Genomic DNA, 25,205 nt, shown 5'->3' on the forward strand with positions numbered 1-25,205 from the left:
GGCCCCGCGCACACCGCCGGACCACTAGCCTGGGACGAGGCCCGCCAGCGGCCACCCGATACACGGAAAGGTCGTGCATGGACAAGCAGACGGACTTCGTGCTCCGCACCATCGAGGAGCGCGGCATCAAGTTCATCCGACTCTGGTTCACGGACGTCATCGGGACGCTGAAGTCGGTGGCGATCGCCCCGGCCGAGGTCGAGGGCGCGTTCGCCGAGGGCATCGGGTTCGACGGCTCCGCGATCGAGGGCCTCACCCGTTCCTACGAGGCCGACGTCCTGGCACACCCGGACCCCTCGACCTTCCAGATCCTGCCGTGGCGCGGCGAGATCGACCCCACCGCGCGGATGTTCTGCGACATCACGACGCCGGACGGGCAGCCCGCCGTGGCCGACCCCCGCAACGTGCTGAAGCGCACCCTGGCGCGTGCGAGCGATCGCGGGTTCACGTTCTACACGCACCCCGAGATCGAGTTCTACCTGCTCAAGAGCCGCGAGTGGAAGGACGGCGGCCCCCAGCCCGTCGACCAGGCCGGCTACTTCGACAACGTCCCCGGCGGCAGCGCGCACGACTTCCGCCGCCGGTCCGTCCGCATGCTCGAGGACCTCGGCATCTCGGTCGAGTTCTCGCACCACGAGGCCGGCCCCGGGCAGAACGAGATCGACCTCCGCTACGCCGACGCACTGACGATGGCGGACAACATCATGACCTTCCGCACGGTGGTGAAGGAAGTCGCGATCGAGCAGGGCGTCTACGCGACGTTCATGCCGAAGCCGATCTCCGGCCAGCCCGGTTCCGGCATGCACACCCACGTCTCGCTGTTCGAGGGCGACCAGAACGCCTTCTACGAGGCCGGTGGCCAGTACCAGCTGTCGCAGACCGCCAAGCACTTCATCGCCGGGGTGCTCAAGCACGCGCCGGAGATCACCGCGGTGACGAACCAGTTCGTCAACTCGTACAAGCGCCTCTGGGGTGGTGACGAGGCCCCGTCCTTCGTCACCTGGGGCCACAACAACCGCTCGGCCCTGGTGCGCGTGCCGCTCTACAAGCCGAACAAGGGCCAGTCCTCGCGCATCGAGTACCGCGGCATCGACTCGGCGGCGAACCCGTACCTGGCGTACTCGCTGCTGCTCGCCGCCGGCCTCAAGGGCATCGAGGAAGAGTACGAGCTCCCCGCCGAGGCCGAGGACAACGTCTGGAGCCTCAGCGACTCGGAGCGCCGGGCCCTGGGCTACAGCCAGCTGCCCGCGAGCCTCGACCACGCGCTGAGCCTCATGGAGGACTCCGAGCTGGTGGCCGAGACCCTCGGCGAGCAGGTGTTCAACTTCGTGCTGCTCAACAAGCGGCAGGAGTGGAAGCGCTACCGCGACCAGGTCACCCCGTTCGAGCTCGACACCAACCTCGGCGCGCTCTAGAACCGAGCGCCCTGACCCCTCGGGAGCACGTTCCACATGACCGGTCGGACGACGACGTCACGTTCGGAGCTGGCCCGTCTGGGGTTCGCCGAGCTGTCGGAGAGCCTCGAGCGGGCTGCCGACCTGGAGGCCCGGTTCGGCCCCGACGTGCCGCTGCCGGTCGCCGGGTCTGCCGCGCTCTGGGGCGGCACCGCTGATCCGGACGGCGCCCTGCGGATGCTCGAGCGGCTGCTCGAGCGTGCGCCGGACGAGCTCCGCCCCGTCCTGACGGACGACGCGGCGACCGAGCGCCTGATCCGCCTGCTCGGCGCCTCGATCGGTCTCGGGGAGTTCCTGCACCGGCGTCCGGCCGAGCTCGCAGTGCTGCTCGAACCGGTCGGTGAACCGTGGTCGCAGGAGCGGTACACGGCGTCGCTGACCGAGGCCGTCGACGGTGCCACGGGTGAGGACGCCCGGATGCGCCTGCGGGTGCGCTACCGCCGACACCTGGCCCAGATCGCCCTGTTCGACGTGCTGCACCCCGTGCCGACGGACGCGTTCCCGGCCGTCGCGGCGGGCCTCGCCGACCTGGCGGGCGCCACCCTCGACGCCGCCGTCGACATCGCCCGGCGCGAGGTCCCGTTCCCGGCGGCCGACGTCGCGGCGACCCCGCTCGCGGTGATCGCCATGGGCAAGGCCGGTGCGCGCGAGCTCAACTACGTCAGCGACGTCGACGTCATCTTCGTCACGGAGCCCACCGACGACGTCCCCACCGACCGGGCCGTGCTCGTCTCCACCCGCATCGCGATCGCGGCCATGCACGCGATCACCGACCTCGCCGCTGAGCCCGCCCTGTGGGAGGTCGACGCGAACCTCCGGCCCGAGGGCAAGGACGGCGCACTCGTCCGCACCCTCGACTCCCACGTGGCGTACTACGAGCGCTGGGCGAAGGGGTGGGAGTTCCAGGCGCTGCTCAAGGCCCGCCCGATCGCCGGGTCCGCCGACCTGGGCGACCGGTACGCCGAGGCCGTCGCGTCGTTCGTGTGGAACTCCTCCACCCGGCCGGGGTTCGTCGAGTCGGTGCAGCGCATGCGCGAGCGGGTGACCGAGCACATCCCCGACGCCGACGTCGACCGGCAGCTCAAGCTCGGCCCCGGCGGCCTGCGGGACGTCGAGTTCACCGTGCAGCTCCTGCAGCTCGTGCACGGCCGTGACGACCCGTCCGTGCGGGTCCGGTCGACGCTCGAGGCGATGGACGCCCTGACCGACGCCGGGTACGTCGGCCGTGCTGAGGCCGCTCGGTTCGGCCCGGACTACGCGCTGCTCCGGGTGCTCGAGCACCGCATCCAGCTCCGGCGCCTGCAGCGGACGCACCTCATGCCCTCCGACGAAGAGGAACTGCGGGTGCTCGCCCGGTCGAGCGGCGTCGCGGCGTCGGCGCCGGCGCTCGAGGCCCGCTGGCGCGCCGTGAAGCTCGAGGTCCGCGGGCTGCACGAGCGCCTGTTCTACCGGCCGCTGCTGTCCGCGGTGGCTTCGACCGAGGACGAGATCGTCCTGACCAACGACCAGGTCGTCGACCGGCTCGCCGGCGTCGGGTTCGTCGACCCCGCCGGAGCCGTCGGCCACATCCGCGCCCTCACGCAGGGCACGAGCCGGCGCGCGGCGATCCAGCGGAACCTGCTCCCGGTGCTCCTGCGCTGGATGGCCGAGGGGCCGGCGCCGGACCGTGCGCTGCTGGCCTTCCGGCGGTTGAGCGACGGGCTGGGGGAGTCGAGCTGGTTCCTCCGCATGCTGCGCGACTCGTCCGGCGCCGCACACTCGCTCACCACCGTGCTGTCCGAGTCGGCGTTCCTGTCCGGGCTGCTCGAGCGGTTCCCCGAAGCGGTCGCCTGGCTCGACGAACCCGAGGCGCTCCTGCGTCCGCGGCCGATCGACTCCCTGCTCGCCGAGATGACCGCGACCACCGCCCGGCACGGCAACGACGTCGACGGCTCCGCGGCTCTGCTGCGCTCGGCCCGACGTCGGGAGACCCTGCGGCTCGGCATGGCCGCCGTGCTCGGCTCCCTCGACGTCGACGGGCTCGGCCCGGCCCTGAGCGACGTCACCGAGGCCACCCTCGCCGGCGCCCTCGCGCTCGCCCGCCGGGATGCGCCCGAGGGCTTCGAGTTCGGCATCATCGCGATGGGCCGGTACGGCGGTCGGGAGCTCGGCTTCGGGTCGGACGCCGACGTGCTGTACGTGTACCGCGCACCCGACCTGGCCCCCGAGGTCGCGTCCCGGACCGCCCAGACCATCGTGCGCGAGCTGAACCGCCTGACCGAGGACACCATCCACCCGCTCGACCTCGACATCGACCTGCGCCCCGAGGGCAAGAACGGTCCCGTGGTGCGGACGCTCGAGTCCTACGGCGCCTACTACGCCCGCTGGTCGCTCACGTGGGAGGCGCAGGCGCTCCTCCGCGCCCGCGGGGCCGTCGGCGACGCACAGCTCCTGCGTGACTTCGAGCACCTCGCCGACCGCACCCGGTACCCGGAGCGGATCGACGACCACCAGGTGCGTGAGGTCCGCCGCATCAAGGCCCGCGTCGAGTCGGAGCGGCTGCCCCGCGGCGCGGACCCGGCCCGACACCTCAAGCTCGGCCGCGGGTCACTCAGTGACGTCGAGTGGTTCGTGCAGCTCCTGCAGCTGCAGCACGCGCTCGAGATCCCGTCGCTCCGGACCACGTCGACGCTCGAGGCGCTCGACGCCGCGGTCGACGCCGGACTCGTCGGCCCCGAGGACGGCGAGCGACTCGGGGCCGCCTGGCGCTTCGCGTCGCGCACCCGCAGTGCCCTCGTGCTGTGGTCGGGGAAGACCACCGACGTGCTGCCCGTCGACCGCGTGCAGCTCGAGGGCGTCGCCCGCCTGATGGAGTACCCGCCGGGCTCCGCGAGCCGCCTCGAGGACGACTACCTCGGCGTCACGCGCCGCGCGCGCCAGGTGTTCGAACGCGAGTTCTACGGCGCCTGACCCGCCACCGATGCAGCGCCGAGCACCTCGCGACACGCCCGAGCGTCCGCGGACGGACCCGACCCGAGCAGCCATCGAAGGTTAATTCTCCGTGTCGCACGACGTCCCCCGACGGCACCCTCTTCGTACCCCTGTTCGAAACGGAGCCCGGCTCGTTACCGGGCCGTGACCGAACTCCCACCGGAACGCCAGGGGACCTTTTCCGACGTCCCCCGACACGCCGCGTGACCACCTGCTGACCTGGGCTTTCCGTCGGACCCGACCCGTGCCTCCAGGCCGCACCTGTCGCCCATCAGGGCGACCCTGCGTCGAGGCGTGGTCCGCAGGAGTGCTGTCAGCACCACGGGGGACCGCTCCGACCGGCCGAGAGGGGGACCGGTGTGTACCCCGTAACGTGCCCGTAACGCCCCCGGACGGGGGCCGCGTTGCGCGCGCGTTCAGGTTCTGCATCAATTGCATCACCCGAACCGGCCCTGATTCCCCGATGAAGCGGAATCTCCACCTCGAACGTTGAAGCAGGGATCAGTGTTCACCTTCATTCTGCAGATCAGGCAGATGGTCGAAGGCCACCCCGAGTTCTACCTGTTCGCCGTGTACTCCGCGGTGATCTGGTTGCTCTGGTTGCTCAAGGTCGTCATCTCCGCCCGCTACCGCCCCTTCACCGGCACCTTCGTCGGTACCACCAGCGTCGTCGTCCCCGTCGTGGACGAACCGCTCGACCTCTTCCGTGACGTCATCGGCCGCATGGTCGAGCAGCAGCCCGGCGAGATCATCGTCGTCATCAACGGTGCCCGCAACGAGGCGCTCGAGGAGGTCTGCGACGAGTTCGCCCCGCTCGTCCGCTGGACCCACACGCCCATCCCGGGCAAGCGCAACGCCGTCAAGGTCGGCACCGAGATGTCCAACGGCGACATCACCGTGCTGGTCGACTCCGACACCGTCTGGACCCCCGGCGCGCTCGAGGAGCTGCTCAAGCCGTTCGCCGACGAGTCCGTCGGTGGCGTGACGACCCGGCAGCGCATCCTCGAACCGGAGCGCAGCTGGATCACCCGCTGGGCCGACTGGCTCGAGAACTCGCGGGCGCTCTACTCGATGCCGGCACAGAGTGTCCTCGGGCAGATCGGCTGCCTGCCCGGGCGCACCATCGCGTTCCGCCGGAGCATCCTCGTGCGGGTGATGGACCGGTTCATGCACGAGAAGTTCATGGGCGTGTTCCTCGAGGTCTCGGACGACCGGACACTGACGAACCTCACGCTCAAGGAGGGGTACCGGACCGTCTACCAGTACACGTCGCTGGTCTACACGGACGCCCCGCTGCAGGTGAAGAAGCTGTTCAAGCAGCAGCTCCGCTGGGCCCGCGGCTCGCAGTACAACACGCTGCGGATGCTGCCGTGGATGCTCGGCCACGCGCCGGTCCTCGCGGCGTTCTTCATCACCGACATCATCCTGCCGTTCATGCTCTTCGGCGTGATCGCCGGCTGGATCTACCGTGCCTTCACCGGCCAGGGCGAGAACCTGTACCAGGGCATCCTGTCGCAGTACGGCTTCTCGACCGGGTTCGTCTACGTCGCGGCGCTCATGGTGATCTCGAGCGTGCTGAGCATGGCGATCCGCCAGATGCGGCACCTGTCCGAGAAGCCGAGCGACTTCTTCCGCCTGCCGATGTTCATCATCGTGTCGACGTTCTTCCTGATGCCGATCCGGCTCATCGGCTTCTTCCGCCTGGCGCACGCCTCCGGCTGGGGGACCCGGGCCGGCGCCTACGCCGGGGGCCCGATGCAGGAGGACCCGGCGGACGCCGTCCAGCCGCTGTCCTCCACGGCGCAGGTCCCGGTCAGTCCTATCGACGCCGAACGTGCCCGGTCGGCCGGGGTCGACCAGGTGGCCGTGGACCGTGCGTTCGACGAGCTCTTCGGCGCCGACGCGGCGACCAACTCCACCACCACCGTCCTCGCCACCCGCCGTGAGGCCGCAGCCGCGGTCGCGCAGCAGGAGGCCCAGCGAGCAGCCGCGCCGGCCCCCGCCCGAGCCCGCCGGTACAACCCGTACGCAGCGATCCCGTACGTGATCGGCATCGCGATCTTCGCCCTGGAGGCGTTCCTCATTGTCTGACATCATCCGTTCCTCGAGTGCTTGGTGGGCGCAGTCCAGCAAGCACGCCCGCCGGACGGCCATCGGCACGACGGCCATCGTGCTGGCGCTCGGCCTCATCACCTGGTCGGTGTGGATCTCACCCACCGGCCCTGTCTCGACCGCCGTGCACCAGGCTCTGGGCGTCGAGGCGCCGAAGGCCAAGAAGGTGTCCGCCGCCGAGCTGCAGACGCAGCTCGACGCCGCCCAGGAGCGCATCTGGTCGCTCGAGGGCAAGCTCGACTCCCGCACGGCCCAGGCCGGGTCGCGTGGCGACCAGATCTCGGAACTCAAGGCGCAGATCGCGTCGCTGCAGTCCCAGCTCGGTGCCGCGAAGGACTCGGGAGGCTCGTCCAACGTCAACGCCGCGGGTTCCGGCAGCGGTGGCTCGGGTTCCGGCGGGTCCGGTGCCGGTTCGGCCGGTGCGTCCGGGTCCGGCTCGGGCTCGTCCGACAACGGGTCCGGCAGCGGCTCCGGTTCCGGCAACGGATCCGGGTCCGGCTCCGGTTCCGGCAACGGCGGTGGCTCGAAGCCGAACCCCGGTCCCTCGACCGACCCGGGTGGCACCCCGGTCGTCACGCCGACCAAGGCCGAGATCCTCGGTCAGCAGTCGCGCTGGTACGGCCTGTACACCGCGCAGTCCCCGTTCAACTGGGCCGAGTACGACGAGGTCTCCCGTCAGGTCGGTACCGCGTCCAACATGACCGGCTTCTTCCAGGGCTTCGACCAGGAGTTCAACGCCCCCGCGGTGCAGCGCTCCTGGGCCAACGGCCGTGTCCCGCTCATGACGTGGGAGACGGTGCCGGCACAGACCGGCAACGACCAGAAGTACGTCCCCGGGTACACCAACGACGACATCTCCGGTGGGTCGTTCGACGCCTACCTGACGAAGTACGCCAAGGCGCTGGCGGCCAACGGGCAGCCGATGGTCATCCGTCTCGACCACGAGATGAACGGCTCCTGGTACAACTGGTCCGAGGGTGACGCCCAGAAGAACCCGGCCGGCTCCTACAAGAAGATGTGGCAGCACGTGCACGACGTCTTCCAGGCGAACGGCGCGAACAAGTACGTCATCTGGGACTGGTCCCCGAGCCGCATCGACAAGCTCGGCAACCCGAAGTACCAGACGCTCGACTACATGCAGCAGTACTACCCGGGTGCGGACTACGTGGACTGGGTCGGCATGAGCGGCTACTACCGCGACGCCACCGAGCAGCCGACGTTCGGCACGACCTTCGGAGCGACGCTCACGCAGCTCCGCCAGATCGCTCCGGGCAAGGGCATCATGCTCAACGAGATCGGGGCGACCGAGACCGGCACGAGTGTCGCGAACCCGCAGAAGACGCAGTGGATCAACTCGCTCTTCGATGCGCTGGCGGACCCCGCCAACAAGGACATCGTCGGCTTCGCGTACTTCAGCGAGACCGCGACCACCATCATCGACGGCAAGCGCACCACGAACGACTGGCGTCTCAACTCCCGCGCCGATTCCCTCAAGGCCTTCGCCGAGGGCATCAAGCGCAACGACATCGACTACGACCTGCAGGAGGTCACGCAATGAGCGAGTCCAAGAAGTCGACCGCATCGGCCGACACCCGCCCCGCACCCGTCATCAGCGTCATCGGCACCGGCTACCTCGGCGCCACCCACGCGGCCGCCATGGCCGAGATGGGCTTCGAGACCATCGGTGTCGACATCGACCCGTCGAAGCTCGCCGCACTGTCCGCCGGTGAGGTCCCGTTCTTCGAGCCCGGTCTGCCCGAGCTCATCACGAAGCACGTCGCCAGCGGCAAGCTCCGCTTCACCTCCGACATCGCCTCGGCCGTCGCCGCTGCGGACGTCCACTTCGTGTGCGTCGGCACCCCGCAGAAGGCCGGGTCGCACGCCGCGAACCTGGCCTACGTCGAGAGCGCCACCCGTGGCGTCGCCGAGAACCTCACCCACCCGGGCCTCATCGTCGGCAAGTCGACGGTCCCGGTCGGCACGGCAGCGCGGCTCCGCGGTATCGTCCGCGAGTTCACCCCCGCCGGCATCGACGCGGAACTCATCTGGAACCCCGAGTTCCTGCGTGAGGGCAAGGCCGTCGAGGACACCCTGCACCCGGACCGTCTGGTCTGGGGTGGAGCCTCCGAGGCCGCCGACGCCGTGATCCGCGAGGTCTACGCCGCACCGATCAGCGAGGGCACCCCGGTCATCACCACCGACCTCGCCACCGCGGAGCTCGTCAAGGTGAGCGCCAACGCGTTCCTCGCCACGAAGATCTCGTTCATCAACGCGATCTCCGAGATGTGCGCCATCACCGGCGCCGACGTCTCCACGCTCGCCGACGCCCTCGGCCACGACGCCCGCATCGGCCGGAAGTTCCTGAACGCCGGCCTCGGCTTCGGCGGCGGCTGCCTGCCGAAGGACATCCGGGCGCTCATGTACCGCGCGAACGAGATCGGCGCGGGCCAGGTCGTCGGCCTCATGCAGCAGGTCGACGAGATCAACATGGGGCAGCGCCAGCGGGTCATCGACATGGCGATCGACTCGGCCGGGGGATCGGTGCTCAACCGCCGCGTGGCCGTCATCGGTGCCGCGTTCAAGCCCCTGACCGACGACGTCCGGGACTCCCCGGCGCTCAACGTCGCCGCCGCGCTGCACCTCCGCGGGGCCCAGGTGACGCTCTGGGACCCCGAGGCGATGGAGCCCGCGAAGCGCTCGTTCCCGACGCTGAGCTACGCCGCCTCGATGACGGACGCGATCGAGGGCGCCGACGTCGTCCTCGTGCTCACCGAGTGGGACGACATCATCACCGCCGACCCGGTCGCCCTCGGTGACCTCGTCGGGCGCCGCGTCGTGATCGACGCGCGCAACTGCCTCCCGGTCCTCGACTGGGTGAAAGCGGGGTGGACCGTCCGTTCCCTGGGACGTCCCACGCCGGTCACGGGTGCACCCGTGAGCGTCGCAGCGGGGACGAACGACGCGTTGGCCACGAGCCGCTAGTCACCGTTCGCGAGACGGGGTCCGTGCCGGGCGGCGCGGGCCCCGTTCCCGTGCGCCCGGGGGCTGGTCGTGTCGGGCGGTTCCGGGCGTCCCTGGTCGAATCGGGCGTCCCTGGTCGGGAGTTCTGACCAGGTACGCCCGATTCCGCTTTCCAGTCCGGCTGCAATGGGAAGGAACGTGCGTCGCGACCGCCTGGAGGCCCGACACCCGCCCGCCGGACCGGCACCGGGCCTCCAGGCGGTCGCGTCAGCACCCCGCGCGCACGGTGGCAGCGTCCTCGCGCGAAAGCGACAGAATCCCGCGGAACGTTCGCGGCGATCTGTCGCCTTCGCGAGCATCAGCGCCTCGGATGCCAGCACACTGTCGCTTCGGCAGCACACACGAAGGGCCCCGCACCTGACGGTGCGGGGCCCTTCGTGTGTCAGCGGGACTCAGACGCCGAAGTACAGCTCGTACTCGAACGGGTGCGGGCGCTGGGCCAGCGGGAGGATCTCGTTCTCGCGCTTGTAGTCGATCCAGGTCTGGATGAGGTCCTCGGTGAAGACGTTGCCCTTCGTGAGGAACTCGTGGTCCGCCTCGAGCGCGTCGAGCGCCTCGTCGAGGGAGCCGGGGACCTGCGGGATGCCCTTGGCTTCCTCGGGCGGGAGCTCGTAGAGGTCCTTGTCGACCGGCTCGTGCGGCTCGATGCGGTTCTGGATGCCGTCGAGGCCCGCCATCAGCTGCGCGGCGAAGGCGAGGTACGGGTTTCCGGAGGCGTCGGGCGCGCGGAACTCGATGCGCTTGGCCTTCGGGTTGGTGCCCGTGATCGGGATGCGGATCGCCGCCGAGCGGTTGCCGGCCGAGTAGACCAGGTTGACCGGAGCCTCGAAGCCCTTGACCAGACGGTGGTACGAGTTGATCGACGGGTTGGTGAACGCGAGCAGCGCCGAGGCGTGCTTCAGGATGCCGCCGATGTACCAGCGGGCGAGGTCCGACAGACCGCCGTAGCCGTTCTCGTCGTAGAAGAGCGGCTTGCCGTCCGACCAGAGCGACTGGTGGGTGTGCATGCCCGAGCCGTTGTCGCCGAAGAGCGGCTTCGGCATGAACGTGGCGACCTTGCCCCACTGGTCAGCCGTGTTCTTGACGATGTACTTGAACTTCAGGATGTCGTCCGCGGCGTGGACCATCGTGTCGAACTTGTAGTTGATCTCCTGCTGGCCGCCGGTGCCCACCTCGTGGTGCGAGCGCTCGAGCTCGAAGCCCGCGTCGATCAGCTTGAGGGTGATGTCGTCGCGCAGGTCGGCGGTCTTGTCGACCGGCGACACGGGGAAGTAGCCGCCCTTGTACGGGGTCTTGTTGGCGAGGTTGCCGCCCTCTTCGTCACGACCGGTGTTCCAGGCGCCCTCTTCGGAGTCGACCGCGTAGAAGGACTCGTTCTGCGTGACCGAGTAGCGGACGTCGTCGAAGATGTAGAACTCGGCCTCGGGGGCGAAGAACGCGGTGTCCGCGATGCCCGTCGACGCGAGGTACTTCTCGGCCTTCTTCGCCACCTGGCGCGGGTCGCGGCCGTAGATCTCGCCGTTCCGCGGGTTGTAGATGTCGAAGATCATGATGAGCGTGCGCTCGGCGCGGAACTGGTCGACGTACGCCGTGGTGACATCGGGGATCAGCTGCATGTCGGACTCGTGGATCGACGCGAAGCCGCGGATGGAGGAGCCGTCGAACAGCTGGCCGACCGAGAAGAAGTCCTCGTCGACGGTGGATGCCGGGATGTTGAAGTGCTGCTGCACACCGGGCAGGTCCGTGAAGCGGATGTCGAGGAACTTGACGTCGGTGTCCTTGATGAAGGCCAGGACCTCGGAGGAATCGCTGAACATGGGGCCGATCTCCAATGGGTTGGGTGATGTCGGAGGCACCGGTCAAGGCACCTCCGACGAGGCTATTGACACGGGGTTTCCCGGACATGACTGGTTTGTTTCGGGCGTGTTACGCCCGGGCCGTCGCCTACGCTGGGGACCATGGCCCGCAGCACTCCCAGTCCGTCCGCGCCCTCCGAGCACCCGGACGGATGGCCGGGCAAGGACCTCGGTCTGCCCGAGTCCGGTCCCCGGAGTGTCGGGCGGATCGGGCGGCGGGTCGTCGCGCTCCTCATCGACGGCGCACTTGCTGACCTGGTCGCCTACGTCACCGGGGTCTGGTCGCCGGTGAACGGTTCGGGCGACATCGCGCACTCCTGGGTGCAGATCGCCATCTTCGCCGTGCTGCAGATCGTGTTCATCTGCCTGCTGTCCGGGTCGTTCGGGCACATCTGCGTCGGGCTGCGGGTCGTCCCGATGCGCGGCGGCTACGTCGGGGTGTGGCGGCCGATCCTCCGGACGGTGCTGCTCTGCCTGGTGGTCCCGGCGCTCATCATCGACCGCGACAGCCGGGGTGCGCACGACCGCATCGCGGGGACGGTGCTCGTCCGCCGCTGAGCCAGGGCCGGCCGAGGGTGCGGGGCGCGCACCGTGGCTGTCGTCCGCGCCCTCGCACCGTGCGAGGTCGCGAGCCGGGTTTCCGCCGCTGGCCCTCGCACCGTGCGAGGTTGCTCATCGGGTGCGAGCTTGCCCGTCCCGTGCGCCGTCGGAGTCTCGCACCGAGCCGACAACCTCGCACGGTGCAGGGCCGGTGCCGCGCCCTCGCACCGTGCAAGGTTGCGCGCCGGGCCTCCGTCGATCGCCCTCGCACCGTGCGAGGTTGCGCGCCGGGCCTTCGTTGATCGCCCTCGCACCGTGCGAGGTTGCTCACCGGGTGCGAGCTTGCCTGCCCCGTGCGCCGTCGGAGTCCCGCACCGAGCTGGCAACCTCGCACGGTCCAGCGAAGGTCGCACGGTGCGGGCCTCGCGAACACCTCCAGCCCCCCGCGGCCTCCACACACGAGAACGCCCCCGACCAGATCTGGTCGGGGGCGTTCTCGTGTGCGGTGGGCTTCGGTCAGCGCGGCCGTCCGGCGCGAGCCCGCATCGGGTCCATGCCCTTCGGGATCGAGGCCGCGGGACTCTGCGTCAGCGAGTCGAGACGGTTCGCGACCGCCAGGACCTCGTTGCGGTTGAGCGACTTCTTGAGCTTGTTCATGGCACGGGGCAGCTTGTGCAGCGTCAGGCTCTCACCGGTGCCGTCACCCACGTGCAGCACGTGCACGGCGACGTTCGGGACGATGCGCTGCACCTTGCGGCGCTCCTCGTCGACCTGGCGGTTGAGGTTGCCACGCTGGCCCTCGGTGATCAGGACGACGCCCGGGCGACCCACGGCCCGGTAGACCGCTGCCTGCGAGCGACCGTGCACCGCGACAGGCATCTCGCTCGAGCGCCACTGGCGACGGAGCGAGTTCGACAGCACGGCACCGACGGCGCCGGGCTGGCCTTCGATCTGCGAGTACGCGGCGCGTTCGGCCAGACGGCCGAGCACGATGAGGAAGAGCAGCACACCGAGCAGCACACCGGCGACGATCCACAGGACGATCGCGAGCCAGTTCTGCCCCGGCAGGAGCAGCGCCAGCAGGACACCGAGGACGACCGGACCGACGAAGGCGAGGGCGAACCACCAGACCGACGACGGGTCGGCCTTTCGGGTCATCTGGAAGACCTGGAACATCTGCTTGAGACGCCCCGGCTCCTTCGCCTTCTTGTCTGTGGAAGAGCTGCGTGCCATGCGAACAGGATACGGCCTCCGTGCGCCGGGGGAGACCGTCGCGTGTCCGGCTGTGCGCGAACACGTCTTGTCCACAGGTGGTGCGGGAGAGCCTGGAGGCCCACCGCGCCACCGCCACGCTGGTCACCATGGAGACGAGCACCGACGACCACCCGGATCGCTGGATCGCGACCGGCAACGAGCACGACGTGCTCACCTGGGTCGCCGACCGCTCCGCGGCCATCGAGCGGCACCTCGTCCCGGTGGCCGCGGTCGGCCGGACCGCGACGGGGCATCTCGTGGTCGACCTCGACCGGCCGACCGGCACACCGCTCGTGGCGGCGCTCGACCGGCTCGGCACCCCGACCATCGGCGTCGCGGTGACCCTGACGGTCCCGCTCCTGGAGCTCCTGGTGGCGGTGCACGACGGCGCGGTCCTGCTCGGTGCTGCCGGCATCGACGACGTGCTGGTGGACGACTCCGGTGCCGTCGTGCTCTGCGACCGCCCGACGAACGCGGCGAGCCCGGCGAGCCCGACGAACCCGACGAACCCGACGAACCAAACCAACGCGAGGACCCCGACGCGCACCGCACCCCCGACGCGCACCGTGCACTCGACCGACGCGACCCGGACCCTCGTGCTCGCAGCCCGGACGGTGTGGGACCGCGTCGACCCAGCCGATCCCGCTCAGCAACCGGTGCTCGACGCGCTGCAGGACGCCCTCGACGGTGACGGACCGAGCGCACGAACGGCACTCGACGTCGTGCACGGCACCGCTGCGCCCCGGCCGTTCCGCTGGACCCCTGTGCCGAGCGACCTCGTGTTCGCCGAACCGCCGACACCGGACGGGCAGGACGGACTGCTCGGGCGCCTGCGGGACGTGGTCGAGCACGGTGTCCCACTCGGAGCGGACCGACGGCTCCCGCTCCGCCGCGTGCTCGTAGGGCTCGTCGTCGCCGTCGGGTCGGTGGTCGCCGCCCTGACCCTGCTCGGCGGCGGGTGACGCCGAACCCGCCCGTGAACGGGAACGGGGACGGCCCCGGCTCCCACGAGGGGAACCGGGGCCGTCGGCCGTGCTGCTGGGATCAGTACCCGAGGTTCGGGGCGAAGTTGCCCTCTTCGAGACGGTTCTTCACCGCGACGAGGTACCGCGAGGCATCCGCACCGTCGATGATCCGGTGGTCGTACGACAGCGCCAGGTAGACGAACGAGCGGATGGCGATGGCCTCCTGGCCGTCGACCTTCACGACCGCCGGACGCTTCGTGACGATGCCGGTGCCGAGGATCGCCGACTGCGGTAGGAACACCACGGGGGTGTCGAACAGCGCGCCACGCGAACCGGTGTTGGTCAGCGTGAACGTGCCGCCGGCCAGCTCGTCGGGCTTGAGCTGGTTGTTCCGGGTGCGCTCGGCGAGGTCCGCGATGGACTTCGAGAACTGCGCCAGGTCCAGCGAGGCCGCGTCCTTGATGACCGGGGTCAGCAGGCCGCGCTCGGTGTCCACCGCGATGGAGACGTTCTCGGACTCCGGGTAGACGATCTCGTCGCCCTCGACCGTGGAGTTGATCTTCGGGTGGGCCTTCAGCGCCTCGGACGCCGCGAGGGCGAAGAAGGGCATGAAGGAGAGCTTCGAGCCGGTCTTCTCGAGGAACTCCGCCTTGTGCGCGTCGCGGAACTGCGCCACCTTCGTGACGTCGACCTCGACGACGCTCGTGAGCTGTGCGGTCGAGGTCATCGACTGCACGGCACGCTCGGCGACGACCTTGCGCAGGCGGGTCATCTTCTCGCGGGTGCCGCGCAGCGGCGAGACCTCGGCGACGAACGGGCCGGACGCGGCGGCGGGTGCTGCTGCTGCCGAGGCGGCCGGGGCCTTCGCGGCGGCGGCGAGGACGTCCTCCTTGCGGATGCGCCCCCCGACACCGGAGCCGGTGACCGTGGACAGGTCCACACCCTGCTCGTTGGCGAGCTTGCGCACCAGCGGGGTGACGTAGCCCGAGGCTGCGCCGTCCTGCGTGGGGTTCGGCACCGCTGCGGCGGCCGTGGTGCTCGGCGCGGACGCCGGAGCCGGAGCGGCCTGGGCCGGCACGGCTGCCGGCGGAGCGGCTGCGGGCGGCGGGACCGGAGCGGCGGCCGGGACCGGCGCTGCCGCGGGCGGGGCGGACGGTGCCTGCGGGGCGGCGGGCTGCGTCTGTCCGGCGGGGGCCGGCTCGGGCTCGGTGGGCTCGGGCGCGGGGTCTCGGCCTCCTGCTCCGTGCTCGGAGCGGCCTCGGGCTCCTCGGCGTCGGCAGCGGCGGCGTTCGCGTCGTCGGCGCCGGAGTCGGACGAGTCCGAACCGCCGTCGGACGAGCCGGAGCCGTCACCGATCTTCACGAGGGCGGTGCCGACCTCGACGGTCTCGTCCTCGGGAACGAGGATCTCCTCGACGACGCCGGCGATCGGCGACGGGATCTCGGTGTCGACCTTGTCGGTCGAGACCTCGAGCAGCGGCTCGTCGACCTCGACCCGGTCACCGACGTTCTTCAGCCATCGGGTCACCGTGCCCTCGGTGACGCTCTCGCCGAGCGCCGGGAGGTTGACGGATTCGCTCATCGGGTGGACTCCTCTTCGCGGGGGATTGCAGTGGTTGTTGATGTCATTGTCACAGTGCGGCCGGTGCCGGTCACAGCGCGTGCAGCGGCTTGCCCGCGAGGTGCAGGAACGCCTCGCCGAGGGCTTCGTTCTGGGTCGGGTGACCGTGCACCAGGGGAGCGATGTCCTCCGGGTAGGCCTCCCAGTTCACGGCGAGCTGGGCTTCGCCGATGAGCTCGCCGACGCGGGCACCGATCATGCTGACCCCGACGACGGGGCCGTCCACGACGCGCACGACCTTGACGGAGCCGGAGGTCCCGATGATGTGGCTCTTGCCGTTGCCGGCCAGGTTGTACTCGTACGAGTCGACCTTGTCGGCGCCGTACTGCTCCTCGGCCTTGGCCTGCGAGAGCCCGACCGAAGCGACCTCGGGGTCGGAGTAGGTGATCTTCGGGATGTTCTTGTCCTCGATGACCACCGGGTTGAGGCCGGCGATCTCCTCGGCGACGAAGATGCCCTGCTGGAAGCCGCGGTGCGCGAGCTGCAGGCCGGGGACGATGTCGCCGACGGCGTAGACGTTCGGGATGTTCGTGGCGAGACGCTCGTTCGTGGTGACGAACCCGCGGTCCATCGCCACGCCGACCTCGTCGTAGCCGACGTTCTGCGTGACCGGGCCACGGCCGACGGCGACGAGCAGGACGTCACCGTCGAAGGTCTTGCCGTCCTCCAGCGTGACGACGACGCCGTTCTCGTGCTGCTCGACGCCCTGGAACCGGACACCGAGCGAGAACTCGATGCCGCGCTTGCGGAACGCACGCTCGAGCTGCTTCGACATCGACTCATCCTCGGCGGGGACCAGGTGCGGCAGGCCCTCGACGATGGTGACCTCGGCCCCGAAGGACTTCCAGACGCTGGCGAACTCGACTCCGATGACGCCGCCGCCCAGGATGACGACCTTGTTCGGGACGTAGTCCATGCGGAGCGCGGTCTCGCTGGTGATCACGCGGCCGCCGATCTCGAGCCCGGGCAGGGACTTCGAGTAGGAGCCGGTCGCGAGCACGATGTTCTTGCCGGTGACGGTCTGGTCGCCGACCTGCACGGTGTTCTGCGAGGTCAGACGACCCCAGCCCTCGACCACGGTGATGCCGCGGGCCTTGATCAGGCCCTGCAGGCCCTTGTACTTGGAGTTGATGACGCCCTGCTGGTAGTCGATGACCTTGGGCACGTCGACACCGGCGAACTCCGCGATCACGCCGTACTTCTCGGCGTCACGCGCGCCGTCGGCGATCTCCGCGGCGTGCAGCAGCGCCTTGGTCGGGATGCAGCCGCGGTGCAGGCACGTCCCTCCGAGCTTGTCGCCCTCGATGAGCGCGACGCTCATGCCGAGTTCGGCGGCCCGGAGCGCAGCGGCGTACCCACCACTCCCGCCACCGAGGACAACGACGTCGTAAGTCTGTTCCGTCACCTGGTGCAACTCCCTCGTGCGTGTCGGGCCGATCGGGCCCTACGTGGACACCGCGGAGGGCGGCGTCCGACGGTCGGACCGCGTGGTTCCGGTCCCGTCCCGTGCAGTACCGGTGGGAGGCGCGTCGGTGCGCCGTTCCCACCGGTACCAAACCTACTACTCGGACTGGAGGTCTTCTGCGAGAGCGATGAGCGTCCGGACCATCACGCCCGTCGCACCCTTGCCCAACCAGGCGTACCCGCCGCCCTTGTTCTCCGACGGACCAGCGATGTCGAGGTGCGCCCAGGGGACACCCTCGCCGGCGAAGCGCTCGAGGAACTTGCCCGCGAGCAGCATGCCGCCGGCCGGGTTGCCGACCGTGGCGTTGACGATGTCGGCGACGTCGCTGGACAGCCGGGCCTCGAGCTCCTCGGGCAGCGGCATCGGCCAGATCGGCTCCGCGACGCCCTCGGCGACGGCACGGACCTTCGCGACGAGGTCGTCGCTGCCCATCAGGCCGGTGGTGCGGTCGCCGAGCGCGACGACCTGGGCGCCGGTCAGCGTGGCGACGTCGACGAGCGCGTCGGGCTCCTCGAGCGACGCGGCGGCCATCCCGTCCCCGAGCACCAGGCGGCCCTCGGCGTCGGTGTTCGTGACCTCGACCGTGGTGCCGTTCTTCAGCGTCAGGACGTCGCCCGGGCGGGTCGCGGTGCCGGAGGGCATGTTCTCGGCGAGGGCGAGCCACGCGGTCACGCGCACGTTCAGCCCCAGGCGGGCGGCGGCGACGGTCGCGGCGAGCACCGTGGCGGCACCGGTCATGTCGGTCTTCATGCCGAGCATCGACGCCGCGGGCTTGAGCGAGAGGCCGCCCGAGTCGAAGGTGATGCCCTTGCCCACGAGGGCGAGGTGCTTCGTGGCGGAGTCCGGCGCGTACCGGACGACGACCAGGCGCGGGGGACGCGCCGAACCGCGGCCGACACCGAGGATGCCGCCGAAGCCCTGCTCCTCGAGCGCCTGCTCGTCGAGGACCTCGACGGTGAGCGGCAGGTCCGAGGCGAACCCGGTCGCGACGTCGGCGACGTCCTGCGGCCCGAGGTCGCCCGCGGCGGTGTTCACGAGGTCGCGCACGAGCGACGCGGCGTCGGCGACGATCGCGGGGCGCACGGCGGCGTCGGCTGCGACGTCGGCGGGGGCGACGACCTCGATGCGCTGGTCACCGCGGGCCGGGGCCTTGGTGCCGGTGCCCTTGTGCCGGGTGAAGGCGTACGCGCCGAGCGCCGCGCCCTCGAGGGCGGCGTCGACGAGCTCGGCCGAGTCCGTGGGCAGGGCGAGCGTGATCGAGTCGACCCGGGGGAGCTGTCGCACGGCGCTGCCGGCCGCAGCGCGGATCGCCGCGGCGCCCGTGGCGGAGCCGAGGCCGATCAGCGCGACCGACTTCGCACCGACGCCGGTGGCGGGCAGGCGGACGAGCTGGTCCTTCGCGCCGGTGACCCCGATCGCGGCGAGGTCGAGGTCGGCGAGGGCGTCGAGCGTGCCGAGGGCGGTGGGGGCGAGCACGGCGGGGCTGTCGGCCTCGCCGGACGAGCCCGGGCGGACCCCGACGACGAGCACGTCGGCGGTGGTGGTCTCGGGGGGTGAACTGGTGGTGGAGAGCGTCGGTCGGACCATGCTCCAACCCTACCGACGGCCTGTTCGCTGTCGGCGTGGTCATCACGCACCGGGGACGTCGGAGGCCCCGCCTAGCATGGGGACGGTGAACCACCCCGAGGAGCTCTACACGTTCGACGCGGACGCCCCGACCGTGCCAGCAGGGTTGCACCTGATCGCCGGGCTGACCGGCTTCGCCGATGCCGGATCGGCCGTCGCGCAGGTGACGAACTCGATCCTCGAGGACCTCGACACCGAACTCGTCGCCGAGTTCGACCCGGACGTGCTGCTCGACTGGCGGGCCCGTCGGCCGGTCATCACCTTCGAGCACGACCACATCAGCGCCGTCGAGCCGCCCCGTCTGGCCCTGCACCTGGTGCGCGACGAGATCGGCCAGCCGTTCCTGTTCCTGTCGGGCTACGAGCCGGACTTCCAGTGGAACCGCTTCGTCCGCGCGGTCACCGGGCTCGCCGCCGACCTGCAGGTGGCCGACACCACGTGGGTGCAGTCCATCCCGATGCCGGTCCCGCACACCCGTCCGATCAGCCTGACCGTCTCCGGCACCCGGGCCGACCTCGTCGAGCAGATGAGCGTCTGGAAGCCCGAGACCCAGGCGCCGGCGAACGTCCTGCACCTGGTCGAGCACCGCCTCGCCGAGACGGGTGCCCAGGTCACCGGGCTCGTGCTGCTCGTGCCGCACTACCTGTCCGACACCGAGTTCCCCGACGCCGCCGTCGCAGCGCTGTCCGGCATCGCCGCCGCGACCGGGCTCATCTTCCCGACCGACGCCCTGCGGGAGTCGGGTCGCGAGTTCCTCACCCGCGTCGAGGAGCAGGTGGCCGGGAACCCCGAGCTGCAGCGCCTGGTCTCCGTGCTCGAGGAGCGGCACGACACGTACATGGAGGGCAACCCCGTCGCGTCGCCGCTCACCGGCGTCGACGGCGAGGTGCCGACCGCCGACGCGATCGCGGCCGAGCTCGAGCGCTTCCTCGCCGACCGGCGCACCCAGGGCGACGCGACCGACTGACCGTCGCGGGATCCGGACGTCCCCACAGGGCGGCCTGGAGGCCCGTGGCGGCCCCGCACCGCGCCTCCAGGCCGTCCTCCGGTCGCCCGCACGACGTGACGCGCGTCGACGACGCTCGTCGCGCATCGACGTGGGGACGCGTCGGTAGCCTGGTCCGGTGAACTCCCGTCGTGCCTTCCTGATCTGGGGCGTCGCGGTCCTCGCGTACGTCCTCGCCGTGGTGCAGCGGTCCTCGCTCGGGGTGTCCGGCGTCGACGCGCAGGACCGGTTCGCCGTCTCCGCCGCGGTCCTGTCCACCCTCGCCGTGGTGCAGATCGCCGTCTACGCGGGGCTGCAGATCCCGGTGGGGATCGCGCTCGACCGCGTGGGCCCGCGCCGGCTGGTGCTCCTCGGCGCCGCGCTGCTGGTCGTCGGACAGGCGATCGTCGCCGTGTCCCCGTCGATCGGGCCGGCCATCGCGGGGCGGGTGCTCGTCGGTGCCGGTGACGCCATGACCTTCATCTCGGTGATCCGCCTGGTGCCGATGTGGTTCAGCGGCCGGATCCTGCCGCAGATCTCGCAGTGGACGGGCAACCTCGGGCAGATCGGCCAGATCCTGTCGGCGTTCCCGTTCGCCGTGCTCCTGCACACAGTGGGCTGGACCCCGGCGTTTGGCGTCGCGGCCGCGGCCAGCGCTGTCGGTCTCGTGCTCGCCGCGGTCTTCGTGCGGAACGGTCCCGTGCCGGTGCGGACGGACACCATCCCGCTGCCGCACTCGTGGGGTGCCGCGTTCAGCACCTTCGGGCACGCGCTCCGGCGCCCGGGCACGCAGCTCGGGTTCTGGTCGCACTACGTCACCCAGTCCTCGGGCACGGTGTTCTCGCTGCTGTGGGGCGTGCCGATGCTCCGGGGGCTCGGGTACTCCCCGGGTGAGGCTGCCGGGTTCCTCACGATCATCGTGGTCGTCGGGTTCGTCGCCGGTCCGGTGCTCGGCGTGCTCTGCGCACGGTTCCCGATGCGCCGGTCGAACCTGGTGCTCGGCGTGGTCGTCCTGCTCGCGGTGCTCTGGACGGCGATCCTGCTCTGGCCCGGGCACCCGCCGACGTGGTTGCTCGTGCTGCTCGTCGTCGCGATGGGGATCGGTGGGCCCGGTTCCCTGATCGGCTTCGACTTCGCTCGGACCTTCAACCCGGTCGGATCGCTCGGCTCGGCGAACGGTGTCGTGAACGTCGGCGGCTTCCTGGCGGCCTTCGTGATGATGTACCTGATCGGCGTCGTCCTCGACGTCGCTGCGCGGGCTTCGGGCACCGAGGTGTTCGCCTGGGAGAACTTCCGGATCGCCCTCACCGTGCAGTACGTCGTGGTCGGTTTCGGCGTCGGGATGCTCCTGCACGCCCGCCGTCGGACCCGCCGCGTGCTGCACTCGGAAGAGGGAATACGCGTCGGGCCACTCTGGGTTGCACTCGTTGCACGCCTGCGGAAGCGGCACGTGCAATAATGATCACGGACCCGTTCGGGACCCCTGTCTGTCGGAGCACTTCGGAGCGCCGGTGAACTCGGGGGACTTGACATGGGTCCTAGTGCTGCCCGGAACGGTAGGACTCGTACGACGCGGGGGACTGCGGCGCGGGACCTGGGCGGCGAGGGAGGCCACGACCCCACGAACGTGGCACGACGAGAGAGGTGATCGCATGGCTGCCCGGAGCACGACGATCGATCCCACGAAGGACACCGAGCCCGAGGGCGCTGTGGCAGAGGACGCCACGGACACCGAGGGCACCGCAGCGCCGAAGAAGCGCGCCACGAAGGCCCCCGCCAAGAAGGCGCCCGCCAAGAAGGCGGCGCCCAAGGCGAAGAAGACCGACGCCGTCGACGAGGCGATCGCCTCCGACGAGCCCGTCGAGGAGCCGACCGACGAGGCCGACGACACCGACGACAAGACGGCCAAGCCGGACGCCGCTGCCGCGGTCGCCGCCGGTGCGCTCGTCATCTCGCAGACCGACGACGACGAGGCGCCGGTCTACTCGACGACCATCACGGGTGCCACCGCCGACCCGGTGAAGGACTACCTGAAGCAGATCGGCAAGGTCGCCCTGCTCAACGCCGAGCAGGAGGTCGAGCTCGCGATGCGCATCGAGGCCGGCCTGTTCGCCGAGGACAAGCTGCAGCACGCGACGGGGCTCTCGAAGCCCGCCGAGCGTGAACTGCGCTGGGTCGCCCGTGACGGTCAGCGTGCGAAGTCGCACCTGCTCGGTGCGAACCTCCGCCTGGTCGTCTCGCTCGCGAAGCGCTACACCGGTCGTGGCATGCAGTTCCTGGACCTCATCCAGGAGGGCAACCTGGGCCTGATCCGTGCGGTCGAGAAGTTCGACTACACCAAGGGCTTCAAGTTCTCGACCTACGCGACGTGGTGGATCCGTCAGGCCATCACCCGCGCCATGGCCGACCAGGCCCGCACCATCCGCATCCCGGTGCACATGGTCGAGGTCATCAACAAGCTCGCCCGCGTCCAGCGGCAGATGCTGCAGGACCTCGGTCGCGAACCCACTCCGGAAGAGCTCGCCCGCGAGCTCGACATGACCCCGGAGAAGGTCGTCGAGGTCCAGAAGTACGGCCGCGAGCCGATCTCGCTGCACACGCCCCTGGGCGAGGACGGCGACTCGGAGTTCGGTGACCTCATCGAGGACACCGAGGCGGTCGTGCCGGCCGACGCGGTGGGCTTCACGATGCTGCAGAAGCAGCTCGAGAGCCTGCTCGACTCCCTGTCCGAGCGCGAGGCGGGCGTCATCCGCATGCGCTTCGGCCTCGGTGACGGCCAGCCGAAGACCCTCGACCAGATCGGTGACACGTTCGGCGTGACGCGCGAGCGCATCCGTCAGATCGAGTCCAAGACGATGGCGAAGCTCCGCCACCCGTCGCGGTCGCAGTCGCTGCGCGACTACCTCGAGTAAGCCGGCATGCGCTTCTTCATCCCGATCCTGATCGGGCGGATCCTCCGTGCCCTCGCCCGTGCGAGGGGCGGCGGGTCCGCCTACCCCGGGTACATCGTCCTGAAGCTCGTGCCGGACTTCCTGCAGCACGTGACGAAGCAGTTCCCGAACGGCGTCGTCTTCGTGCTCGGGTCGAACGGCAAGTCGACGACGACGCACATGATCTCCGACATCGTCCGGGCGCACGGACTGCGGGTCTTCACGAACCCGTCCGGCGCGAACCTGCCGCAGGGCATCGCGTCGGCCCTGTTGTCCGAGGTCTCGCTGACCGGCCGGCTCAAGGCCGACATCGGCATCCTCGAGGTCGACGAGGCCTTCGCGGTCGAGCTCGCCGGCATCCTGTCGCCCTCGACGGTGACCATGCTCAACGTGCAGGTCGACCAGCTGTACCGGTTCTTCGAGACCGAGCGCGTGGCGACGATGATGCTCGACACTGCCGCACTGTCGACGGCGAACGTCATCACGAACCACGACGACCAGTTCCTCGACGGCTACTCCGGCGCCCCCGGGCAGCGCGTCCTGCGGTTCGGTGCGAGCGACGAGGTCATCGCCGCGGCACCGAACGGTCTGCAGAACGCCGACTCGTTCGACGCCGGTGACCGTGCCCAGCACACCGCCGACGCCGAGGTCGTGGCCCACACGGGCGACGGCGCGACGATCCGCTTCGACGGTGCCGAGATCCCGGTCCGCCTTCCCGCCCGCGGCCTGCACTACGCGGTCGACGCCGCTGCGGCCACCGCGACGGCCAGTGCGGCCCTCGGCGCGCAGTTCCGTGCCGACGCCGTGACCAAGGCCTTCGGCACGATGAAGCCCGCGTACGGCCGCGGAGAGCGTCTACCCATCGCGGGCGAATCCGCCGAGTTCACGATGTTCAAGAACGCCGCGAGCCTGCAGCTCAACCTCGACGCCCTACCGGACCAGCCCGAACAGGTCCTCATGGCGATCGACGAGGGCACGCCCGACATCTCCTGGATCTACGACATCGACTTCTCGAAGCTCGACCACGTGGACGTGGTCTCCGGTGACAAGGCGTGGCAGATCGCGATCGCGCTCGAGCACGCCGGTGTCCGCATCGGCCGGGTCGAGCCCGACGTCGAAGCAGCCATCAAGCACATGGAGCAGCTCGGCTCGACGACCCGCGGGACGAAGAACTTCATTGTCAACTACGAGATCATGATGATCGCCCGCAAGGCCCTGGGCCACCCGGACATGGAGAAGACCGCATGACGGCCGACCGGCTGACCATCCTGCACGTCTACCCCCGGCAGATGGGCGTCTCGGGCGACCGTGGCAACGTCGCGGCCCTGGTCCGCCGTGCGGCCGCTTCGGGCATCGAGACACAGGTCCTCGAGTACGCGCCCGGTGACGAGCTCCCGACCGCGGCGGACGTCGTCGTGATCGGCAACGGACCGCTCAGTGCGATGCGTTCCCTGGGCGACGACGTCACCCGCATCGGCGGCGCGCTCCGTGCGTTCGCGACCGATGGTGTGCCGGTCATCGCGGTCGGCGGTGGGTTCGACCTGGCGACGAACGAGGTCGTGCCGACCGAGGGTGCGCCGGTCGCCGGCTTCGGCGTGTTCGACGCCCGGGCCGTCCGCGGTGCCGAGCGCCGCGTGAACTACTTCGTCCTCGAGACCCGGTACCCGCTGCTCCCCGGAGCACCGAAGCGTCTCGCCGGCTTCGAGGACCACGCAACCCGCGTCGAGCTCGCAGCCGGTGTCGCGCCCTTCGCCGACGTCGTCTCCGGCGGCGGCAACCAGGCCGGCTCCCCGGTCGAGGGCGCGATCGTCGGGAACTCCTTCGGCACGCACACCCAGGGTCCGGTCCTGCCGCTCAACCCGCAGCTGACCGACGGGGTGCTCGCCGCAGCGACCGTGCGCCTCGGCCGCGAGTACGCACCGAACGCGGAGCAGACGGCGACCATCGACCGCTACGCACGCGAAGCGCGAGCGACGGTCGACCGCTACGTCGACAAGGCGTTCAAGCGCATCGCCTGACGGCCGCTCGCTGCGGACGTCGAACGCGTCCACGCAACGACGGGAGGCGCGGTGCCAGCTGGCACCGCGCCTCCTGTCCGTCTGTCGGTCGCGACTACTTCGACTCGTAGAGTCGGCTGCTCTCGTCGTGCCACTCGATGGCGGTCGCCGCGAGCTTGTCCTTGAACTCGGCGCCGTGGTGGGCGCAGAAGTAGAGCTCGCCGCTCGACATGGTGGCTCGGATGTAGGCCTGCGCTCCGCAGCTGTCGCAACGGTCGGCGGCGGTCAGCTGATGGTTGCTGACTTCGTCGATGGAGGGGTCCTGCACGGTCTGGGTCATTGCTGTGCTCCTCACGGATCGCAGGTGGTGCCGGGTGGTTGCACCATTTCAACACGTGATGCCTGAGAGC

General features: G+C 70.3%; 17 protein-coding genes and 1 pseudogene. 12 read left to right on the forward strand and 6 right to left on the reverse strand.

All coding sequences use genetic code 11. From position 1 onward, the window contains the following. Nucleotides 1-77 precede the first annotated feature (77 nt). The 5 genes from glnA (DEJ29_RS08360) to DEJ29_RS08380 all read left to right on the forward strand — a co-directional run bounded on the left by glnA (DEJ29_RS08360) (nt 78) and on the right by DEJ29_RS08380 (nt 9,518). Nucleotides 78-1,415 (forward strand): type I glutamate--ammonia ligase, encoded by a 1,338-nt coding sequence (gene glnA / locus DEJ29_RS08360; protein ID WP_027465449.1) that lies wholly within the window; start codon nt 78-80, stop codon nt 1,413-1,415. A gap of 36 nt (nt 1,416-1,451) precedes the next feature. Then, nucleotides 1,452-4,403, forward strand: coding sequence for a bifunctional [glutamine synthetase] adenylyltransferase/[glutamine synthetase]-adenylyl-L-tyrosine phosphorylase (locus DEJ29_RS08365; RefSeq protein WP_111093898.1), 2,952 nt, complete (start codon nt 1,452-1,454; stop codon nt 4,401-4,403). Nucleotides 4,404-4,928: 525 nt separating this feature from the next. Beyond that, on the forward strand, nt 4,929-6,515 hold the full coding sequence (locus DEJ29_RS08370; protein ID WP_111093899.1) for a glycosyltransferase family 2 protein: 1,587 nt from the start codon (nt 4,929-4,931) through the stop codon (nt 6,513-6,515). Further along, nucleotides 6,508-8,094, forward strand: coding sequence for a glycosyl hydrolase (locus DEJ29_RS08375; protein ID WP_111093900.1), 1,587 nt, complete (start codon nt 6,508-6,510; stop codon nt 8,092-8,094). Before DEJ29_RS08370 ends, DEJ29_RS08375 begins: the two co-directional genes overlap by 8 nt. Then, nucleotides 8,091-9,518, forward strand: a complete 1,428-nt coding sequence (locus tag DEJ29_RS08380; RefSeq protein ID WP_071403961.1) for a UDP-glucose dehydrogenase family protein — start codon at nt 8,091-8,093, stop codon at nt 9,516-9,518. Before DEJ29_RS08375 ends, DEJ29_RS08380 begins: the two co-directional genes overlap by 4 nt. A 431-nt stretch (nt 9,519-9,949) precedes the next feature. Here DEJ29_RS08380 and glnA (DEJ29_RS08385) read toward each other — a convergent pair whose 3' ends face one another. Further along, nucleotides 9,950-11,374 (reverse strand): type I glutamate--ammonia ligase, encoded by a 1,425-nt coding sequence (glnA, locus tag DEJ29_RS08385; protein WP_027465453.1) that lies wholly within the window; start codon nt 11,372-11,374, stop codon nt 9,950-9,952. A gap of 141 nt (nt 11,375-11,515) precedes the next feature. On the opposite strand from glnA (DEJ29_RS08385), the gene DEJ29_RS08390 reads away from it, so the two are divergent. Further along, nucleotides 11,516-11,971: an RDD family protein gene (locus DEJ29_RS08390; RefSeq protein ID WP_071244549.1), complete on the forward strand. Its 456-nt coding sequence runs from the start codon at nt 11,516-11,518 to the stop codon at nt 11,969-11,971. A gap of 498 nt (nt 11,972-12,469) precedes the next feature. On the opposite strand, the gene DEJ29_RS08395 is transcribed toward DEJ29_RS08390, so the two are convergent. Continuing rightward, nucleotides 12,470-13,186 (reverse strand): DUF4191 domain-containing protein, encoded by a 717-nt coding sequence (locus tag DEJ29_RS08395; RefSeq protein WP_027465455.1) that lies wholly within the window; start codon nt 13,184-13,186, stop codon nt 12,470-12,472. Between the two features lie 128 nt (nt 13,187-13,314). Between DEJ29_RS08395 and DEJ29_RS08400 the strand changes: the two genes are divergently transcribed. After that, nucleotides 13,315-14,169, forward strand: coding sequence for a hypothetical protein (locus DEJ29_RS08400; RefSeq protein ID WP_146248271.1), 855 nt, complete (start codon nt 13,315-13,317; stop codon nt 14,167-14,169). Between the two features lie 82 nt (nt 14,170-14,251). Here DEJ29_RS08400 and sucB read toward each other — a convergent pair. The 3 genes and pseudogenes from sucB to DEJ29_RS08415 all read right to left on the reverse strand — a co-directional run bounded on the left by sucB (nt 14,252) and on the right by DEJ29_RS08415 (nt 18,844). After that, nucleotides 14,252-15,753 (reverse strand): annotated as a pseudogene (sucB, locus tag DEJ29_RS08405) (2-oxoglutarate dehydrogenase, E2 component, dihydrolipoamide succinyltransferase). A 70-nt stretch (nt 15,754-15,823) separates the two neighbouring features. Next, nucleotides 15,824-17,197, reverse strand: coding sequence for a dihydrolipoyl dehydrogenase (lpdA, locus tag DEJ29_RS08410; protein ID WP_111093902.1), 1,374 nt, complete (start codon nt 17,195-17,197; stop codon nt 15,824-15,826). A gap of 156 nt (nt 17,198-17,353) precedes the next feature. After that, a complete protein-coding gene (locus DEJ29_RS08415) occupies nt 17,354-18,844 on the reverse strand; it encodes a leucyl aminopeptidase (protein WP_111093903.1) in 1,491 nt (496 codons plus the stop codon). A 76-nt stretch (nt 18,845-18,920) separates the two neighbouring features. On the opposite strand from DEJ29_RS08415, the gene DEJ29_RS08420 reads away from it, so the two are divergent. The 5 genes from DEJ29_RS08420 to DEJ29_RS08440 all read left to right on the forward strand — a co-directional run bounded on the left by DEJ29_RS08420 (nt 18,921) and on the right by DEJ29_RS08440 (nt 24,816). After that, a complete protein-coding gene (locus DEJ29_RS08420; protein WP_027465460.1) occupies nt 18,921-19,850 on the forward strand; it encodes a proteasome assembly chaperone family protein in 930 nt (309 codons plus the stop codon). Nucleotides 19,851-20,007: 157 nt separating this feature from the next. After that, complete coding sequence (locus DEJ29_RS08425) at nt 20,008-21,327, forward strand: MFS transporter (RefSeq protein WP_071403956.1); 1,320 nt, start codon at nt 20,008-20,010, stop codon at nt 21,325-21,327. Between the two features lie 193 nt (nt 21,328-21,520). Then, nucleotides 21,521-22,780, forward strand: a complete 1,260-nt coding sequence (locus DEJ29_RS08430) for an RNA polymerase sigma factor (RefSeq protein ID WP_027465462.1) — start codon at nt 21,521-21,523, stop codon at nt 22,778-22,780. A gap of 6 nt (nt 22,781-22,786) precedes the next feature. Beyond that, nucleotides 22,787-24,046 (forward strand): MurT ligase domain-containing protein, encoded by a 1,260-nt coding sequence (locus tag DEJ29_RS08435; RefSeq protein WP_071244554.1) that lies wholly within the window; start codon nt 22,787-22,789, stop codon nt 24,044-24,046. After that, on the forward strand, nt 24,043-24,816 hold the full coding sequence (locus DEJ29_RS08440; RefSeq protein WP_111093904.1) for a type 1 glutamine amidotransferase: 774 nt from the start codon (nt 24,043-24,045) through the stop codon (nt 24,814-24,816). The genes DEJ29_RS08435 and DEJ29_RS08440 overlap by 4 nt, the downstream gene beginning before the upstream one ends. Nucleotides 24,817-24,910: 94 nt before the next feature. Here DEJ29_RS08440 and DEJ29_RS08445 read toward each other — a convergent pair whose 3' ends face one another. Then, nucleotides 24,911-25,135 (reverse strand): DUF7455 domain-containing protein, encoded by a 225-nt coding sequence (locus DEJ29_RS08445; RefSeq protein ID WP_017886093.1) that lies wholly within the window; start codon nt 25,133-25,135, stop codon nt 24,911-24,913. Nucleotides 25,136-25,205 lie beyond the last annotated feature (70 nt).

Origin of the sequence: Curtobacterium sp. MCPF17_021, from assembly GCF_003234605.2 — a bacterium.
GTDB lineage: Bacteria > Actinomycetota > Actinomycetes > Actinomycetales > Microbacteriaceae > Curtobacterium > Curtobacterium flaccumfaciens.

Bases quoted from the DNA above. Each gene is read 5' to 3' on its own strand.
- glnA (WP_027465449.1), top strand. From the start codon at position 78: ATGGACAAGCAGACGGACTTCGTGCTCCGCACCATCGAGGAGCGCGGC.
- DEJ29_RS08400 (WP_146248271.1), top strand. From the start codon at position 13,315: ATGGAGACGAGCACCGACGACCACCCGGATCGCTGGATCGCGACCGGC.
- DEJ29_RS08415 (WP_111093903.1), bottom strand. From the start codon at position 18,844: ATGGTCCGACCGACGCTCTCCACCACCAGTTCACCCCCCGAGACCACC.
- DEJ29_RS08430 (WP_027465462.1), top strand. From the start codon at position 21,521: ATGGCTGCCCGGAGCACGACGATCGATCCCACGAAGGACACCGAGCCC.
- DEJ29_RS08420 (WP_027465460.1), top strand. From the start codon at position 18,921: ATGGGGACGGTGAACCACCCCGAGGAGCTCTACACGTTCGACGCGGAC.
- DEJ29_RS08435 (WP_071244554.1), top strand. From the start codon at position 22,787: ATGCGCTTCTTCATCCCGATCCTGATCGGGCGGATCCTCCGTGCCCTC.
- glnA (WP_027465453.1), bottom strand. From the start codon at position 11,374: ATGTTCAGCGATTCCTCCGAGGTCCTGGCCTTCATCAAGGACACCGAC.
- DEJ29_RS08445 (WP_017886093.1), bottom strand. From the start codon at position 25,135: ATGACCCAGACCGTGCAGGACCCCTCCATCGACGAAGTCAGCAACCAT.
- DEJ29_RS08390 (WP_071244549.1), top strand. From the start codon at position 11,516: ATGGCCCGCAGCACTCCCAGTCCGTCCGCGCCCTCCGAGCACCCGGAC.
- DEJ29_RS08365 (WP_111093898.1), top strand. From the start codon at position 1,452: ATGACCGGTCGGACGACGACGTCACGTTCGGAGCTGGCCCGTCTGGGG.
- DEJ29_RS08395 (WP_027465455.1), bottom strand. From the start codon at position 13,186: ATGGCACGCAGCTCTTCCACAGACAAGAAGGCGAAGGAGCCGGGGCGT.
- DEJ29_RS08440 (WP_111093904.1), top strand. From the start codon at position 24,043: ATGACGGCCGACCGGCTGACCATCCTGCACGTCTACCCCCGGCAGATG.
- DEJ29_RS08380 (WP_071403961.1), top strand. From the start codon at position 8,091: ATGAGCGAGTCCAAGAAGTCGACCGCATCGGCCGACACCCGCCCCGCA.